Origin of the sequence: Synechococcus sp. WH 5701 (genome assembly GCF_000153045.1) — a bacterium.
GTDB lineage: Bacteria > Cyanobacteriota > Cyanobacteriia > PCC-6307 > Cyanobiaceae > Regnicoccus_A > Regnicoccus_A antarcticus.
In genome coordinates this window covers 1,309,350-1,324,769 of the sequence record NZ_CH724159.1, presented here as the reverse complement: position 1 = coordinate 1,324,769, position 15,420 = coordinate 1,309,350, and the positions used below count along the sequence as shown (strand labels likewise).

Here is a 15,420-nt window from a genome sequence, read left to right as displayed (position 1 = left end):
CTTCAATCCTCGGAGGCCAGGCCAGCCGGCTCAGGCCCGGTGCCGTTGGGCCGCCAGCTGAAGGCGGTTGCCCCGCTCGCTCCAGCGCACGTCATCGAAGCAGTGGTGAATCAGGAAGAAGCCCCGGCCGCAGCAGGCATCGCTGCGCTCGGGCAGGACGCTGGAGCGAGCACAGACCGGTACCCCGCAGCCCTCGTCCTGGATCTGCCAGATCACCCAGTTGGGGGTGAGGATGCGGCGGATGCGCAGGCATTTGCGTGGGTCGCCGCCGTTGCCGTGCCGCACCGCATTCACCAAGGCCTCCTGCAGGCCGAGCTGCAACTCCGCCAGGTTGGCCGCCGTGGCCATCGGCTCCAGCAGCAGTTCCAGCAGGGGGGCTAACTGAAGCGTGGAGGGAGTGATGAAGTCGGTCCACCTCAGCGGACTGATCAGGCGCCGAAGCATCCACACCATTCACGGCTCAATTTGACCCTAACGCTCCGGGCCTCCCCAGGCTCAGCCGGTGCTGATTCGTTGTTGCACAGCCGGGTGATTGAGCAAGGCATCCATCAGGCGCACCCCGCGCAACTGGTTGATCAGCGGCATGTGTCCCTCCGGTGCCTCCAGGTTCCACTGGAACGCACTGGGGTAACGGGTCCAGGTGCCCTCGCTCTTCCAGCCCAACCTGGGCCAGAGCTGGTCCCAGCGGCCGTTGCAGGCTCTCAGCAGCCGCCCCTGGACGGAAAACCCGAAGCGGCCACGGGAGTAGGAGACCCAGAGCCGATCGAGGCTGGTGAGATCGAGGCTGGGCATGGGAGCCACCTCGCTGTAATAGACGTAGCCGCGCCGGACCGCTTCAGCTCCGGCCAGTTGTCGGAGCACCTCGCTGGTGATGCGATCCGCCAGCTCGAACGAGCCCTCGGCCAGGGCCTCCTGCAGGGGGGCGTAGGCGATGCCATCGGCACTGGCAACGTTCAGCCATCCTCCTGGATGGCCCTCGAGCAAGGCCTCCCTGAGGCTGTCGTTCTCGGCCAGAAGCATCTGAACCCAGAGGCCGGCGATCCAGTCGTCGCTGTCGGGATCGTGGCGGCTGAGGGCATCGAGCAACAAAGGACGCAGCTCCTGGGAGCGGGCCTCGATCTGGGGGAGCAGGCTCCGCCGCTGGCGCGGGGAGCTGGAGCTGAAACGCTCGAGCAGCTGTTCGGCGCTGGCCGTGGCGGAAGCGGGTGGACCGGAAAGCATGAAGTTCGGCGGGCCTGAGCCGGGCCGGCGTGGGCCCACTATGTCAGGCAAGGTCCGTGGAGGTGGGGCGCGATGGCGTCGTGGCTGGCGATCGACGCCTTCCTGGCGGGCGAAGGAGCACTGCTGGATGTGCGCAGCCCGGCGGAGTTCGCCCAGGGGCACATTCCCGGAGCTCTCAACCTGCCCCTGTTCAGCGACCTTGAGCGGGCCGAGGTGGGACTGACCTACAAGCAGCGGGGCTCCCAGCAGGCGGTTCAAACGGGGCTGGCGCTGGTGGGCCCGAAGCTGGCGGCCCTCGGCGATGGTCTGCTCGCGCACCATCAAACCGCCGGCGGTGGGCCCCTGCGCATCCATTGCTGGCGTGGCGGCATGCGCTCCGCCAGCATCGGCTGGCTGGCCGAAACCCTGGGGCTGCCGGTGCAGCTGCTGGAGGGGGGGTACAAGGCTTACCGCCGCTGGGTGCTGGCCAGCTTCGAGCGCCCCTGGCCCCTGAGGCTGCTGGGCGGGCGCACCGGCACCGGCAAGACCGACCTGCTGCTGGAGCTGGCCCGCCGCGGGGTGGCGGTGGTCGATCTCGAGGGACTGGCCCACCACCGCGGCAGCAGCTTCGGTGGCCTCGGGCTGCCGCCTCAGCCCAGCAACGAGCACTACGAGAACCGCCTGGCGGCGGCCCTTGCCGCCTGCGCTGGGGCCGGTGCGATCTGGCTTGAGGCTGAAAGTGCCCAGGTGGGGCGATGCCGCATCCCGGCAGGGCTCTGGCGGCAGATGCAGGGTGCTCCGGTGCTGGAGATCCGCAGGCCCCTGGGTGAACGGCTGCGCCGGCTGGTGGCGGTCTATGGGGTTCAGGAGCCCGATGACCTGGCGGAGGCCACCCGGAGGATCGCGCGGCGGCTGGGACCGGTCCGCACCCAGGAGGCACTGGCGGCGATCGAGCGACGCGACTGGAGCGAGGCCTGCCGCAGGATGCTCGACTACTACGACCGCTGTTACGACCACGAGCTGGAGCGTCAGCGCAAGCGACCGGAGCCCGGCTCCGCCCATCGCTCCCTCGACCTCCATGACTGGGACGAGGGGCGCTCCGCCACTTTGCTCCTGAGCCGTGGAGGATCAAGCTCATGTGAACTGTGAAGGCGCGATCAGAGGGTCTGCTTAGGATCGAACTTTGCCCCTCCCCGATGACGGCCATTCAGTTCTTCCGCGGGGTGGACGAGCCCGTGATTCCCGATATCCGTCTGACCCGCTCCCGCGATGGACGAACTGGCCAGGCCCTCTTTGTGTTCGAGCAACCCCAGGCGCTCGCTCCTGAAGCCATGGGCGACATCACCGGGATGTTCCTGCTCGACGAAGAGGGTGAATTGGTGACCCGGGAGGTGAAGGCCAGATTCGTGAACGGCAAACCCAGCGCCCTCGAGGCCACGTACACCTGGAAGACGGAAGCGGATTTCGACCGGTTCATGCGTTTCGCCGAGCGCTACGCCGCCGGCCATGGCCTCGGTTTCGCAGAAAAGGATGGGGACTCCGAGGCCGATGGAGCCAGCCCCGACCCGGCCGCTGAGGGCGAGCCCGAAGGCGCTTGAAATTCGGCCAATGGCTTGGCCTGGCGGCGATCATCGCCGCCGTTGCCCTTCTCTGGAGCCTGCGGGGATTACTGCTGCAGCTCTTCGCTGCCGTGGTGCTGGCCATGGCGATCTGCACCCTGGTGGGGGTGGTGCGCGGGCGGCTGGGCTGCTCCAGGCCCCTCGCCCTGACCATCAGCCTGGGGGCCGTGGCCCTGGTGGTGGTGGTGGGCGGTGTGGTTCTGATCCCTCCCTTCGTGGAGCAGTTCGCCGAGCTGCTGGCCAAGCTGCCCGATGCGGCGGATGTGCTGATCGCTCTGGCCCGCCGGGTGCTGGCCAACGTGAGCCGGGTGCTCTATGGCCGCCATGACGGATCGCTGGAGTGGCTTCAGCAGCTCTGGCCGGCCAGTGGTCCCAGCCCGGATGTGCTGGCCGGTGGCCTGGGGGGCGGCGCCCTGCGGCTGCTGGGTCTGGCGAGCAACCTGGGCAGCGGCACCCTGCAACTGGTGTTCGTCCTGGCGGTGAGTCTGATGCTGGCCGTGCAGCCCACCGCCTACCGCGATGTGCTGGTGCTGCTGGCCCCCTCCTTCTACCGCCGGCGCCTGCGCCAGGTGCTCGACCTCTGCGGAGCGGCCCTGAGCGACTGGATGGTGGGAGTGGCGATCAGCTCGGTGTGCGTGGCCCTGTTGGCGGGCGTGGGCCTGTCGTTGCTGGGGGTGAAGCTGGTGGTGGCCAACGCCCTGCTGGCAGGCCTGCTCAACGTGATTCCCAATGTGGGTCCCACCCTGAGCACCATCTTTCCGATGTCGGTGGCTCTGCTCGACGCCCCCTGGAAAGCCCTGGCTGTTCTGGGGCTCTACGTGGTGGTGCAGCATCTGGAGAGCTACGTGATCACCCCGTCGGTGATGCACGCCAAGCTTCGGCTGCTGCCCGGTCTCACCCTCACCGCCCAGTTCCTGTTCACCGTGATTTTCGGTCCGCTGGGCCTTTTGCTGGCCCTGCCGATGGCGGTTTGCGTCCAGGTGATCGTGCGTGAGGTGCTCATCCACGACATCCTTGATCCCTGGAAGCGCCAGCGATTGTCTCCATGAACGGCCGCGCCCTGCTGGGGACCCTCTCCCTTGTGCTGCTGGCCCTGCTGGTGTGGGAACTGCGCTGGGTGCTGCTGGTGCTCTTCGGGGCCGTGGTTCTGGCCGTGGCGCTGGATGTGCCGGTGAGTCTGCTGCGCCGACGGCTGCCCCTGAACCGGCCCAGCGCCGTGGCCCTGGTGATCGTGGCCCTGGTGCTGGTGGGCTGGAAGGTGTCGGTGCTGTTGCTGCCAGAGGTGTTGCAGCAGGCCAATCAATTCACCCAGCTGTTGCCGGTGCTGTTGCAACGGCTCGGCGATCTGGCCGGCGGCTCGATGGCTTTTCGCAGCTTCGAGGAGCGGTTGCTGGAGCTGGCCACCTGGGACAAGCTTCAGCCCCTGGGAACCCAGCTGCTGGGGGTGGCGGGGGGCGCCGCCAGTTCCACCATTCAGATCCTGCTGATGGTGCTGCTGGCGATCCTGCTGGCCCTGGATCCAAGGCCTCACCAGCGGCTGGTGCTGGCGGCCACCCCCCAGTTCTGGCGCCCGTCGATGCAGTCGCTGTTGCGGGAGGCACGCGAGGCTCTCGGCGGCTGGCTGGCGGGGATGACCATTTCGGCGGTGACGGTGTTCCTGCTCACCTGGGCGGGCCTGGCGCTGCTGAAGGTGCCTCTGGCCCTGCTGAGTGGACTGGTCTGCGGTCTGCTCACCTTCGTACCCACGATCGGCCCGACGGTGGCCACGGCCCTGCCTCTGGCGGTGGCCCTGCTGATCTCCCCGGCCAAGGTGGCGCAGGTGCTGGTGCTGCGCCTGATGCTGCAGAACGCCGAAGCTTTCGTGCTCACCCCGCTTCTGCTCAGCCGCACGGTCAACCTGCTGCCCACCGTGGCCCTGATGGCCCAGCTGAGCCTCGGTGCCCTGCTGGGGCTGCCGGGGGTGCTGCTCGCCCTGCCGCTGGTGGTGGTGTTGCAGGTGGTCTTCCAGCGGGTGCTGGTGGAACAGGTGATGGACCGTTGGACCTGACTCCTGATCAGCGGTAGTGCTTGATCAGGCTGGGGGTGAGCAGCAGCACCACCACGGCCAGGGGGTGCTGCTGGGTGGCCGAAACCAGTGACGACCAGGTGAAGTGGTCGGCCAGCAGCCGCAGTTCCGTCATCAGATCCCCCAGCGCCAACAGAGCCAGCAGTACCGGGATGAACGGCGGGAAGCGCCGCATCAAGCCACGCCGGCAGGGGCCGACCCATCCTCTTGAGGTGATTCCACGAAGCCCTTGCCGCTGAGCAGAGGCAGCAGGGTGGGGGCCACGCCGATGCTCGACCAGCTGCCGACACTGATGCCGGCGGTGAGCGCCACGGAGAACCAGAACAGACTGCTGCCGCCGAAGAACAGGATCCCCAGCAGGGGCAGCAGCGTGGTGAGTGAGGTGTAGAGAGAGCGGGTCAGGGTGGCATCGACGGCCACATCCACCTGATCACTGAAGGGGAAGGCCCCCAGGCTTGTTTTCTGTTCGCGGATCCGGTCGAACACCACCACGGTGTCGTTGACGGAATACCCGGCCACGGTGATGAGCGCCACGGCGAAGAGGGAATCCACTTCAATCCCCAGCAGCAGCCCGAGCCAGGCGAACAGCCCGGTGGTGATCAGCACGTCGTGGGCCAGACAGAGGATCGCCAGGAAGGCGAAGACCCTGTCGTAGCGAAGGGTGATGTAGAGGGCGATGGCTGCGAAGCTCACCAGCAGGGACAGGAGGCTGCTGCGCAGCAGCTGGGCGCCGAGGGTGGGGCCGATGGTGTCCACCGAGGTTCCGCCGTCCTTGAACGGCCCCAGGCTGCCGGCCAGCTGGCTGATCACAGCGTTGCCCTGCTCGGCGCTGAGGCTCGGCAGGCGCAGCTCGATCGAGCGCCCCTGATCCAGCACCTGCACCGGTGCGCCCCGCAGGCCTGGCGCAGCCGCACCACCCTCATCGGGCAGCTTCAGGCCGTCGAGTTGCTCGGCCACCTGGGGCACGGTGATCGCTGAGCAGTTGGGGTCGCAGGCCCGCTCCAACTGGATGCGGGTGCCACCGGTGAAGTCGAGGCCGGGCTTGAGCGGGGCGCCGATGGCGGGGTTGAGCCAGCACAGGGCGATGCCGATCAGGCTGATCAGACAGGCCACAGCCGAGCCCCACCAGGCGATATGCCTGTGGCGGGTGATGCGGAAGTACTGAATCGGCGGCAACGCTGCCGATTCAGATGGGGAGGGGGTCATGGGTTGCTCAGGCGGCTGGCGAGGGCAGCTGACGGCTGGGCAGGAAGTAACCGGGGCGCCGCAGGGTCGGGTAGCTCATCATCAGGCGCAGGAGTACGCGGGTGCAGGACAGGGCGGTGAACAGGCTGAGCAGCAGGCCGATGCCGAGGGTCACGGCAAAGCCCTTGACCAGGCCCGTTCCGAGGGCAAAAAGGGCGATGCAGCTGATCAGCCCGGTGACGTGGCCATCCAGGATCGAGGAGAAGGCCAGGGAAAAGCCACTGTCGATCGAGCGGATCAGGGTGTTGCCCGAGCGCAGCTCCTCCTTCACCCGCTCGAAGATCAGCACGTTGGCGTCCACCGCCATGCCGATCGAGAGGATGAAGCCGGCAATCCCCGGCAGGGTGAGGGTGACGGGAATCAGGGCATAGGTGGCCAGGTTGAAGAGGGCATACAGACTCAGAGCCACCACGGCCACCGCTCCGGGCAGCCGATAGATCACCACCATGAACACCGCCACCAGGGCCAGGCCCGCGAGGGCGGCCACCAGACTGGTGCGGATGTTCTCGGCTCCGAGCAGCGGGCCGACGGTGCGCACCTCAATGATCTTCACGGGCAGGGGCAGGGAGCCGCCCCTCAGCTGCACCTCAAGATCGCGGGCCTCTTCGGCGCTGAAGTTGCCGGTGATGCTGGCGGCGCCTCCGGTGATTCCGGCCGCGGCGAACTCCTGGCTCACGGAGGCTTCGCTGATCGAGCGGCCATCCAGCACGATGCCCAGCAGCCGGTTGCTGCCGGCGATCGACTGGGTGAGCTTGGCGAAGGCCTCACCTCCCTGGCGGTTGAAGTTGAGGGTCACATCCCAGCCGGTGCCGGTCTGTTGCTGCTGGCGGCCAGCCGTGACGAGGTCTTTGCCGGTGAGGGCCGCCGGTTCATAGAGGGCCACCACCCGCTTGTTCACTTCATCAAGCAGGGCCTCAATCTGTTCGGTTTCACCAGCTCCTGCCGGCACAGACACCCCGAGCTCGCGCAGGGCCTGGGCTAGGTCCTCGGCTGGAAAGCTCGGAGTCTGGGCAGGGGGTTCTCCTGGCGCTGAAGGCTGAGCCGGATCCGCAGGGGTACGCCGCCGGCTGAGGTCAAGAACCGACTGGGCCTGGCGCTTGAGCCGCAGAAGCCCCTGCATCTCCCGCTCGGTGCCGGGCTTCTGGGCACGGAATTCCAGCAGGGCGGTGGTGCCGAACACCTTGGCAGCCCGGGTGGGGTCCTGCTCGCCAGGCAGCTGCAGAACCAGTTGGTCGTCACCGATGGTCTGGAGGGTGGATTCGGCCACGCCCAGGCCGTTGACTCGGCGGTCGAGCACCTCTTTGACGGCTTCGAGCTGCTCCCGCTTCACTGTTTTGATGGCACCGGCCGGCAGCACCTGAAGGGTGAGCTGGCTGCCGCCCCGCAGATCGAGCCCTAGCTGCAGGGGGAAACTGAAGAGAACGGCTCCGGCGGCGATCGCCAGGGCCAGGATCAGGGCGAATAGCCCCTGCTGGCGTGCCATCTCAGATCGTGCCCGCCTTGAGCTGGCGGGCGGCCTCGACGATCTGCCGGGGCTGAATGATGGTCAGATTTTCAAGGGCGCCGTTGTAGGGGGTGGGGATGTCCTGGCTGGAGAGGCGAACGGGCCTGGCGTCGAGATCGTCGAAGCAGTGCTCGGTGATCAGGGCCAGAAGTTCGGCGCCGATGCCGCCGGTCTTCATGCATTCCTCCACCACCATCACTTTGTGGGTCTTGCGGATCGAGCGGGTGATGGTCTCCAGGTCGAAGGGCTTGAGGCTGATCAGATCAATCAGCTCGACACTCACCCCATCGGCTTCGAGCTGCTCCACCGCCTTGAGGCAGTGGTAGCGCATGCGCGAGTAAGTGAGGATTGTGATGTCCTTGCCCTCGCGCACCACTTCAGCCTGATCGAGGGAGCAGATGTAATCCCCCTCGGGAATCTCCTCGCTGAGGTTGTAAAGCAACACGTGCTCGAAAAACAGCACGGGGTTGTTGTCGCGGATGGCGGCCTTCATCAGACCCTTGGCATTGGTGGGAGTGCTCACCGCCACGATTTTGATGCCGGGCACGGCGTGGAAATAGGCCTCCAGGCGCTGGCTGTGCTCAGCCCCCAGCTGCCGCCCTACGCCTCCGGGGCCGCGCACCACCGTTGGAATGGTGTAGTTGCCGCCGCTGGTGTAGCGCAGCATCCCCATGTTGTTGGAGATCTGGTTGAAGGCCAGCAGCAGGAAGCCCATGTTCATGCCCTCCACGATCGGGCGCAGGCCAGTCATCGCGGCACCGACGGCCATGCCGGTGAAACTGTTCTCGGCGATCGGGGTGTCCAGCACCCGCAGTTCACCGTACTTCTCGTAAAGGTCTTTGGTGACTTTGTAGGACCCGCCGTACTGGCCGACGTCCTCCCCGAACACACACACGTAAGGATCGCGGGCCATCTCCTCGTCGATGGCGTCGCGCAGGGCGTTGAAGAGAAGGGTCTCGGCCACGGACGGTGTGCGAACCCGGCGAGTGCCGGTGGAGCGGCCAACTTATCTCAGCCGCCAGCGGCGAAGGTGGCCAGCAGCAGCACCGAGAGCAGCATGCCCGGGGAGAGCAGCAGGGCCAGCAGGCCGAGATCGTGGGGAGTCATGGCGTTGACGCGCGCACTTACAGCTTAGGAAGCCTCGCTCTCGCCGACTGGCAGCAGGCTGCGAATGAAGACAAGGAACAGCCCCAGAGCAACGAAGCCAAAGGTGAAGGTGGCCAGGAAGCTCATGCCCACCACCAGGGTCTTCATGGCGGTGCCGATGCTCTGGGCAAAGGCCTTGCTGTAGTGGGGCGGATGCAGGCTGTACCAACCCACCACCCGCTGGCTCAGCCCCAGACAGACCCAGGCCAGTAGTGCACTGGTGAGGGCGCCGGAGAGAAAACTGAGCGGACCCTTGCGCGGGGGGCTCGGTTGGGGTTCGGTGGGCTCCGGAGTGCTCATGGGGCCTGGCCTGGTTCGATGATCCTGGCCCCTCGGCTGCTGCAGCGGCAGCACCAGGCCTCGAAACCACCGTCGGCCAGGGCGTCCCGCAGCTGTTCCCGGGCCGCCTCGGCCCGCTCCAGCCCGGCGAAGAGGGCAAACAGGCTGGGCCCTGACCCGCTCATCGCCACCGCCAGGGGCTCGATCGTCTGGCGCAGCAGTCTCAGCCCCGCCCGCACGCTCTCCTGCTCCGGCTCCACCACCACCTGCAGGTCGTTGCGCAGGGGCGGCAGGGCTCGCTCTCCATGCAGAGCCGTCAGCAGCGCTCCCTCGCGCAGACTCTGCCGCCGTTGTTCGAAGTCGCTCTCGCGTTCGAGATAGAAATCGCCCCGCAGCTCACGGCAACGGCCATAGGCCCAGGGGGTGGAGACACTGGCGGCCGGGTCCTTGATCAGCAGCACCGCCAGCTCCTCGGGGCCCTGGGGCCCCAGGACGCGGGGACCTTCTTCGGGCAGTGGCACCGGCTCGAGGATCTCCCCGCGGCCGAAGCAGAGCTGGGTGCCGCCGCAGAGAGTGAACGGCACATCCGAGCCCAGCTCCGCCGCCAGTTGCTGCAGGCTGCCGTTGTCGAGCTGGAGCCCCCAGAGCTGGTTGAGGCCCAGCAGGGCCGCCGCCCCGTCGCTGGAGCCGCCGGCCAGGCCGGCGCCGATGGGAATGCGCTTCTCCAGCTGCATCGTGGCCCCCAGCTCCGGCCTGCCGGCGTGCTCCCTCAGGCGCTCGGCAGCCCGCACCACCAGGTTGCCGCCGTCGCTGGGGAGCGTGCTGCCTGGGCAGTGCAGCACGATCGCCCCATCGTCTCGGGGCTGGATCGCCAGGCGATCGGCCAGATCGACGCTTTGCATCACCATCGCCAGCTCATGGAAGCCATCGGCCCGCAGTCCGAGCACTTCCAGATGCAGGTTGATCTTGGCGGGGGCCTCAACCAGCAGGGGGGCCGAGCGGGTGTTCGCTGAGAACGGATCAACCATGGGCGGTTTTCTCGGGGATGGGTGAGCTCGACTCGCGCGGGAACTGTGGTCTGGGGCACAGCTGGCGGGTCAGCTCCACCCAGCGCTGGGGGGAGAGTTCCTGGGGCCGCTGCCTGAGGGAGACCCCCGCCCGCTCGGCCCGTTCGCTCAGCTCGTCCTCGGGCCAGAGCCCGGCCAGCGAATTGCGCAGCATCTTGCGGCGGGCCGCGAAGCAGCGCTTGAGCAGGCCCTCGAGCCGCCCGGCCAGCTCCGGCTCCAGCCTCTCCGATGGCGGCAGGGGATCGATCACGATCACCTCCGACATCACCTTCGGTGACGGCTGGAAGCAGCGCGGCGGCACGGCGCAGACCGAGCGGCAGTGCGCCAGCAGTTGCAGGCGCACGCTCAGGGCGCTGAAGGCGCTGCTGCCGGCCACCGCCCGGATGCGCTCGCCCACCTCCTGCTGCACGAGCAGCACCAGGCGCCGGTAGGGGCTGGCCAGGGGGCGGTCGAGCCGGCCCACCAGCCGCTCCAGCAGTGGGCCGGTGATGTTGTAGGGGATGTTGGCGACCACCTTGTCGGCCGGAGGAAGATTCAGGCGCAACACGTCGCCCTCCAGCAGCTGGAAGCGTTCATCGCCAGCGAAGTGCTGGCGCAGGCCGGCCACCAGGTCACGGTCGAGTTCGATGGCATGCAGCTCCCCCAGCGCTGTGGCCAGGAGCCGTTCCGTGAGGGCTCCGCGGCCCGGGCCCACTTCCAGCACCCGCTCCCCCGGCTGCAGCTCCGCCGCCGCCACGATCCGCTCCAGCACGGCGGCATCGGTCAGCCAGTGCTGGCCGAAGCGCTTGCGGGTGTGGTGGCCCCCGAATGACATGGGTGTGACTGGGCGGGCCTTCCAGATTGCCCGGCCGGGCGGCTGTTCCCTGGCTATCTCTGGTTCAGAGACCTGCCAGGTCGCAATGGCCCCCATCCTCATCAGCCCTTCGATCCGCACCCTTTCGATCCGATCCGTCCGCTGCCTGAGGCCTTCTCTGGCCCCGTGGCTGCTCTGCGTGGCAGTTGCTCTGCCTTGCCTGGCCTGGGTGGCGCCGGCCCGCTCGGGCAGCGTCAGCGCCGACTCCGTCTGGGACAGGGGCAATGCGCTGCAGCGGGCCCGGCAACTGGTGCCGCGTGGTGCCATCCCGGGCCGGCACCGCTGCCAGGAGATGACGGTGGGCATGGGCAACTACCGCTACCGCTGCACCGTGGAGTTCAGCCAGCCGGCGTCTCCGCTGCCGGGACCAGCGGGAGCTCAGTCGTCCCCCTGAGCCGCCGCGAGTGACTCAAGGCGAAGCCAGCGCACAGCACCGCCCGTCGGCGGCAGGGGCACCAGGGCACAGACCACCTCCAGGGGATGCTGGGCCTGCTCGGGATGCTCGGCCAGCCAGCAGTTCAGGGCCCTGGCCAGCCGCCGGCGCTTGACGACTCCCAGGGCGGCCACGCCCCAGCCATCGGCGCCGCAGCGACGGCGGCCCTTCACCTCCACCACCAGCAGCCGGCCCGGTTTGGCCACCACCAGGTCCAGCTCACCCCAGCGGCAACGCCAGCGGCTGGAGAGGAGCCGCCAGCCCCGCTGGTGCAGCAGCCGCCAGGCGCGCTGCTCGGCCCAGGCCCCGGGCAGGGCGCTACGGCTTCGGGCGCGTTGCGTTCTGCTCTGGGTCAAGGGTCTGATCACCGGCTTTTCCTAGGGTTCCCTTGCTGTCCCTTCCCTGCCATGGCTGCCCCGCTGCGTTCGCTGGTCTCGGGCCTGGTGGCCTGGCTGGGTTGTGGCCTGCTGGCGCTGCTGTTGTTGCTGCCTGCCGCTCCGGCCACAGCTGCGATGGACTACGCCAAACAGGTGCTGATCGGCGCTGATTTCCACGACGCCGACCTGCGCGGTGTCACGTTCAATCTCACCAACCTGCGCGACGCCAATCTCTCCGGCGCCGACATGCGCAACGCCAGCCTGTTCGGCGCCAAGCTCCAGGACGCCGACATGCACGGCGTCGACCTGCGCGAGGCAACCCTGGACTCGGCGGTGCTCGAGGGTACCGACCTGCGGGAGGCCGTGCTTGAAGATGCCTTCGCGTTCAACACCAAGTTCGTGGACGTGGCGATCGAGGGGGCTGACTTCACCAATGTGCCCCTGCGCGGGGATGTGCTCACTTCCCTGTGCGCCATCGCCAGCGGCACCAACCCCGTCACGGGCCGTGTCACCCGCGACACCCTCGGCTGTTCCTGACCCCAACGCTCCTGCTGCCATGAGCTTCGACGCCCACAGCCTCGAGCGCCTTCGCCAGCTCGGCCGTCAGCTGCCCCAGCCCCTGCCAGCACCGACGCCGCCCGTCAGCGCCAAGCCCAGGGCCAGCGAGCAACGTCACCAGGTGGAGCTGGAGCGTGACCCTGAGCAGCTCTTTCGCGAGCTGATGCAGGTGAGCCCCGACGGCACTGTTCCGCCCCACCTGATGGAGCGTCTGCGCGGCCTCGAGGCGAACCGCTCCGCCCAGGAGGCCAGCGAGCGCCGTGCTCCGGCCGGCCAGTCAGCAGCCCCAGCCACCCAGTCCCAGCCCGGCCGGCGATCAGGGCCTGGTCGCAGCACCCCACCCCGGGCCGACCCTCGCCTGGCGGCCGAGCACGCCGATCTCTACACAGCTTTCCATTCCCTTCTTCTGGAAGGCGAGGAAGACGATTGAGCGGCTGCGGAGGACCCCCCGTCGCTTCGGGGCAGGGGGCGGTCTGAGATGCCGATCATCCAGGCCCGCGGGCTCGGCAAGAGCTTCCGGGTGGCCGACAAGCAGCCTGGTCTGGGCGGAACCCTGCGCCATTTCTTCGCCCGCCGGCTCAAGGACATTCCGGCGGTGCGGGACGTCAGCTTCAGCATCGAGCCTGGCGAAGTGGTGGGCTTCCTGGGGGCCAATGGCGCCGGCAAGACCACCACACTCAAGATGCTCACCGGCCTGATCGAGCCCAGTGCCGGGGACGTGGAGGTGGCGGGCTTCAGGCCCTTTCGCCGCCAGGCGGCCTTCCTGCGCACGATCACCCTGGTGATGGGGCAGAAGCAGCAGCTGATCTGGGACCTGCCCCCGCTCGATTCCCTGCGGGTCAATGCGGCGGTCTACGGCATCGGCGAGGCCGAAGCCCGTCGCCGCATCGACGAGCTGGCCGAGATGCTGGAGCTGGGGGAGGAGCTGCGTCGGCCGGTGCGCAAGCTCTCCCTTGGCCAGCGCATGAAGGCCGAGTTGCTGGCGGCTCTGCTGCATCGCCCCTCCGTGCTCTTCCTCGATGAACCCACCCTCGGGCTGGATGTGAATGCCCAGGCGCGGGTGCGGGAGTTCCTCGCCGACTACAACCGACGCACCGGCGCCACCGTGCTGCTCACCAGCCACTACATGGGCGACATCACCGCCCTCTGCCAGCGGGTGCTGCTGATCCACCAGGGCCAGCTCTTCTACGACGGCAGCCTGCAGGAGCTGACCCAGCAGCTCGCCCCTTACCGGGAGGTCTGCTGCGACCTGGGGGAGATCTACCCGCCCGAGGCCTTCCGTGGCTACGGCGAGCTCGAGTATCTGGCCGGCCACCGGGTGCGCCTGCTGGTGTCACGGGATCAGCTCACGGCCACCGTCTCCCGGCTGCTTTCCACCTTTCCCGTGCTCGATCTGGAGGTGAACGATCCGCCGGTGGAGGAGATCATCGGCCGCCTCTTCCGTGAGGGCGCGGTGGGATGAAACGCACGCTGCGGCTGGCGCGGGTGCTGCTCTCGGTCCAGTACGCCTACATGCTCGAGTACCGCGCCGAGATCGCGCTCTGGGCCCTCTCCGGCCTCCTGCCGCTGATCATGCTGGCGCTCTGGAGCGGTGCCGGAGCAGCCGCTGATCTCAGCCTCAGCCCGGCGGCTCTGAACCGCTACTTCCTAGCGGCCTTCGTCGTGCGTCAGTTCACGGTGGTGTGGGTGATCCATGTCTTCGAGGAGGACTCTCTGCAGGGGCGCCTCTCCCCCTACCTGCTGCAACCGCTGCACCCCTTCTGGCGCTACCTGGCCGCCCACATCGCCGAGCAGGCCACGCGGGTGCCCTTCGTGCTGGCGATCGTGCTGGCGGTCTGGCTGCTGGGGGCGGGGGCAAGCGGCTGGCCGCCGCCCTCCACCTGGCTGCTGGGCCTGCTGGTGATCCACCTGGCCTTTCTGCTGCGCTTCCTGCTGCAGTCGGTGATCACCATGGCCTGCTTCTGGAGTGAGCGGGCGGCGGCCCTGGAGCGCCTGCTGCTGATCCCTTACCTGTTCCTCTCCGGGCTGGTGGCGCCTCTGGAGGCCTTTCCCCCCGGGCTGCGCCGCCTGGCGCAGGCCACCCCCTTCCCTTCGATGGTCGACTTTCCGGCCCGGCTGCTCTCCGGCGGCGACGTGGACCTGCTCGGAGGGCTGGCGACGATGGCCGCCTGGATGGCCCTGCTGTTGCCCCTCTTTCTGCTGCTCTGGCGCGCCGGACTGCGGCGTTATGCGGCGATGGGGGCCTGATGGGGCGCTATGCGCGCACCCTGAGAGCGTTCTGGGCGTCGGCTCTGGCGATGGAGCTGGAATATCCGGCCAACGCGTTGATCGAACTGCTCTCGGTGCTGGGCAACCTGGCCGGCAGCGTGGTGGTGCTGGCGTTGTTCTACGGCCGCGGCCATGGCCTAGGCGGCTGGAGCTGGGATGAGGCCCTGGTGGTGCTGGGGATCTACACCCTGCTCGACGGCTTCGCCAGCACCCTGCTTCAGCCCAACCTGGGGGCGATCGTGGACCATGTGCGCACCGGCAGCCTCGATTTCGTGCTGCTCAAGCCGATCGACAGTCAGTTCTGGCTCTCGGCCCGCAGCTTCTCCCCCTGGGGCCTGCCAGGCGTGCTGGCCGGACTGGTCCTGATCGTGCTGGCGGCGGGACGGGCGGGGGCCACTCCATCGCTTCTCACCCTGCTGGGCACCACCCTGCTGCTGCTCTGCAGCGGCCTGATTCTCTACAGCCTCTGGTTCGTGCTGGCAGCCGCCAGCATCTGGTTCGTGAAGGTCTGGAACGCCACCGAGGTGTTGCGCAGCACCCTGGTGGCCGGCCGCTTTCCTGTCAGCGCCTATCCCCCAGCTCTGCGCACCCTGTTCACCCTGGTGCTGCCCGTGGCCTTCCTCACCACCGTGCCGGCCGAAGCCATCCTGGGCCGCGCCACCCTGCCCTGGGTGCTGGCCAGCCTTGGGATGGCTGTGCTGTCCCTGGCCCTCAGCCGTGGCTTGTGGCGCCATGCCCTGCGCTACTACACCTCGGCGTCCAGTTGACAGCGATGGCACAGCAGCGAGACGGTTGGCACCACGGTC

At 68.1% G+C, this 15,420-nt stretch carries 20 protein-coding genes; 10 read left to right on the top strand and 10 right to left on the bottom strand.

Annotated elements, in window-relative coordinates; all coding sequences use genetic code 11:
• Positions 1–30 precede the first annotated feature (30 nt).
• Both WH5701_RS07665 and WH5701_RS07660 read right to left on the bottom strand, forming a co-directional pair.
• Positions 31–453 carry an ATP-binding protein gene (locus tag WH5701_RS07665; RefSeq protein ID WP_006171604.1) on the bottom strand — a complete coding sequence of 141 codons (423 nt, stop codon included), beginning with the start codon at positions 451–453 and terminating at the stop codon, positions 31–33.
• 42 nt (positions 454–495) lie between these two features.
• Entirely contained in the window at positions 496–1,221 is a 726-nt protein-coding gene (locus WH5701_RS07660) for a GUN4 domain-containing protein (protein WP_006171603.1), read from the bottom strand.
• A gap of 72 nt (positions 1,222–1,293) precedes the next feature.
• Between WH5701_RS07660 and mnmH the strand changes: the two genes are divergently transcribed.
• Genes mnmH through WH5701_RS07640 form a run of 4 tightly spaced genes read left to right on the top strand, consistent with a single transcriptional unit; the run spans position 1,294 to position 4,866 of the window.
• Complete coding sequence (gene mnmH, locus WH5701_RS07655) at positions 1,294–2,349, top strand: tRNA 2-selenouridine(34) synthase MnmH (protein WP_006171602.1); 1,056 nt, start codon at positions 1,294–1,296, stop codon at positions 2,347–2,349.
• Positions 2,350–2,396: 47 nt separating this feature from the next.
• Positions 2,397–2,798 carry a photosystem II reaction center protein Psb28 gene (gene psb28, locus WH5701_RS07650; protein WP_006171601.1) on the top strand — a complete coding sequence of 134 codons (402 nt, stop codon included), beginning with the start codon at positions 2,397–2,399 and terminating at the stop codon, positions 2,796–2,798.
• Positions 2,795–3,868 carry an AI-2E family transporter gene (locus WH5701_RS07645; protein WP_006171600.1) on the top strand — a complete coding sequence of 358 codons (1,074 nt, stop codon included), beginning with the start codon at positions 2,795–2,797 and terminating at the stop codon, positions 3,866–3,868. The genes psb28 and WH5701_RS07645 overlap by 4 nt, the downstream gene beginning before the upstream one ends.
• Positions 3,865–4,866 (top strand): AI-2E family transporter, encoded by a 1,002-nt coding sequence (locus tag WH5701_RS07640; protein ID WP_006171599.1) that lies wholly within the window; start codon positions 3,865–3,867, stop codon positions 4,864–4,866. Before WH5701_RS07645 ends, WH5701_RS07640 begins: the two co-directional genes overlap by 4 nt.
• A gap of 7 nt (positions 4,867–4,873) precedes the next feature.
• Here WH5701_RS07640 and WH5701_RS07635 read toward each other — a convergent pair whose 3' ends face one another.
• The 7 genes from WH5701_RS07635 to rsmA all read right to left on the bottom strand — a co-directional run bounded on the left by WH5701_RS07635 (position 4,874) and on the right by rsmA (position 10,939).
• Positions 4,874–5,059 carry a hypothetical protein gene (locus WH5701_RS07635; RefSeq protein ID WP_006171598.1) on the bottom strand — a complete coding sequence of 62 codons (186 nt, stop codon included), beginning with the start codon at positions 5,057–5,059 and terminating at the stop codon, positions 4,874–4,876.
• Positions 5,059–6,090: a protein translocase subunit SecF gene (gene secF / locus WH5701_RS07630; protein ID WP_050751400.1), complete on the bottom strand. Its 1,032-nt coding sequence runs from the start codon at positions 6,088–6,090 to the stop codon at positions 5,059–5,061. Before secF ends, WH5701_RS07635 begins: the two co-directional genes overlap by 1 nt.
• 7 nt (positions 6,091–6,097) lie before the next feature.
• Entirely contained in the window at positions 6,098–7,612 is a 1,515-nt protein-coding gene (gene secD, locus WH5701_RS07625; RefSeq protein WP_006171596.1) for a protein translocase subunit SecD, read from the bottom strand.
• 1 nt (position 7,613) lies between these two features.
• Positions 7,614–8,597, bottom strand: a complete 984-nt coding sequence (locus WH5701_RS07620; RefSeq protein ID WP_006171595.1) for a pyruvate dehydrogenase complex E1 component subunit beta — start codon at positions 8,595–8,597, stop codon at positions 7,614–7,616.
• A 167-nt stretch (positions 8,598–8,764) separates the two neighbouring features.
• On the bottom strand, positions 8,765–9,079 hold the full coding sequence (locus WH5701_RS07615; protein ID WP_006171593.1) for a DUF3082 domain-containing protein: 315 nt from the start codon (positions 9,077–9,079) through the stop codon (positions 8,765–8,767).
• Positions 9,076–10,086 (bottom strand): 4-(cytidine 5'-diphospho)-2-C-methyl-D-erythritol kinase, encoded by a 1,011-nt coding sequence (gene ispE, locus WH5701_RS07610; RefSeq protein WP_006171592.1) that lies wholly within the window; start codon positions 10,084–10,086, stop codon positions 9,076–9,078. The genes WH5701_RS07615 and ispE overlap by 4 nt, the downstream gene beginning before the upstream one ends.
• Positions 10,079–10,939, bottom strand: coding sequence for a 16S rRNA (adenine(1518)-N(6)/adenine(1519)-N(6))-dimethyltransferase RsmA (gene rsmA, locus WH5701_RS07605; protein ID WP_006171591.1), 861 nt, complete (start codon positions 10,937–10,939; stop codon positions 10,079–10,081). Before rsmA ends, ispE begins: the two co-directional genes overlap by 8 nt.
• An 85-nt stretch (positions 10,940–11,024) precedes the next feature.
• Between rsmA and WH5701_RS07600 the strand changes: the two genes are divergently transcribed.
• A complete protein-coding gene (locus WH5701_RS07600) occupies positions 11,025–11,372 on the top strand; it encodes a hypothetical protein (protein ID WP_006171590.1) in 348 nt (115 codons plus the stop codon).
• On the opposite strand, the gene WH5701_RS07595 is transcribed toward WH5701_RS07600, so the two are convergent.
• A complete protein-coding gene (locus tag WH5701_RS07595; RefSeq protein WP_006171589.1) occupies positions 11,357–11,767 on the bottom strand; it encodes a YraN family protein in 411 nt (136 codons plus the stop codon). The two genes, WH5701_RS07600 and WH5701_RS07595, sit on opposite strands and share 16 nt — an antisense overlap.
• A gap of 51 nt (positions 11,768–11,818) precedes the next feature.
• Here WH5701_RS07595 and WH5701_RS07590 point away from each other — a divergent pair, with 51 nt between their 5' ends.
• The 5 genes from WH5701_RS07590 to WH5701_RS07570 are packed head-to-tail and all read left to right on the top strand — an operon-like array spanning position 11,819 to position 15,381.
• The gene (locus WH5701_RS07590) at positions 11,819–12,325 is read left to right on the top strand and encodes a pentapeptide repeat-containing protein (RefSeq protein WP_006171587.1); all 507 of its coding nucleotides are present in this window, start codon (positions 11,819–11,821) and stop codon (positions 12,323–12,325) included.
• 19 nt (positions 12,326–12,344) lie between these two features.
• Positions 12,345–12,776: a hypothetical protein gene (locus WH5701_RS07585; protein WP_006171585.1), complete on the top strand. Its 432-nt coding sequence runs from the start codon at positions 12,345–12,347 to the stop codon at positions 12,774–12,776.
• 54 nt (positions 12,777–12,830) lie between these two features.
• Positions 12,831–13,808 carry an ATP-binding cassette domain-containing protein gene (locus WH5701_RS07580; protein WP_037980704.1) on the top strand — a complete coding sequence of 326 codons (978 nt, stop codon included), beginning with the start codon at positions 12,831–12,833 and terminating at the stop codon, positions 13,806–13,808.
• Entirely contained in the window at positions 13,805–14,593 is a 789-nt protein-coding gene (locus WH5701_RS07575; protein ID WP_006171574.1) for an ABC-2 family transporter protein, read from the top strand. Before WH5701_RS07580 ends, WH5701_RS07575 begins: the two co-directional genes overlap by 4 nt.
• On the top strand, positions 14,593–15,381 hold the full coding sequence (locus WH5701_RS07570) for an ABC transporter permease (protein ID WP_006171573.1): 789 nt from the start codon (positions 14,593–14,595) through the stop codon (positions 15,379–15,381). Before WH5701_RS07575 ends, WH5701_RS07570 begins: the two co-directional genes overlap by 1 nt.
• Positions 15,382–15,420 lie beyond the last annotated feature (39 nt).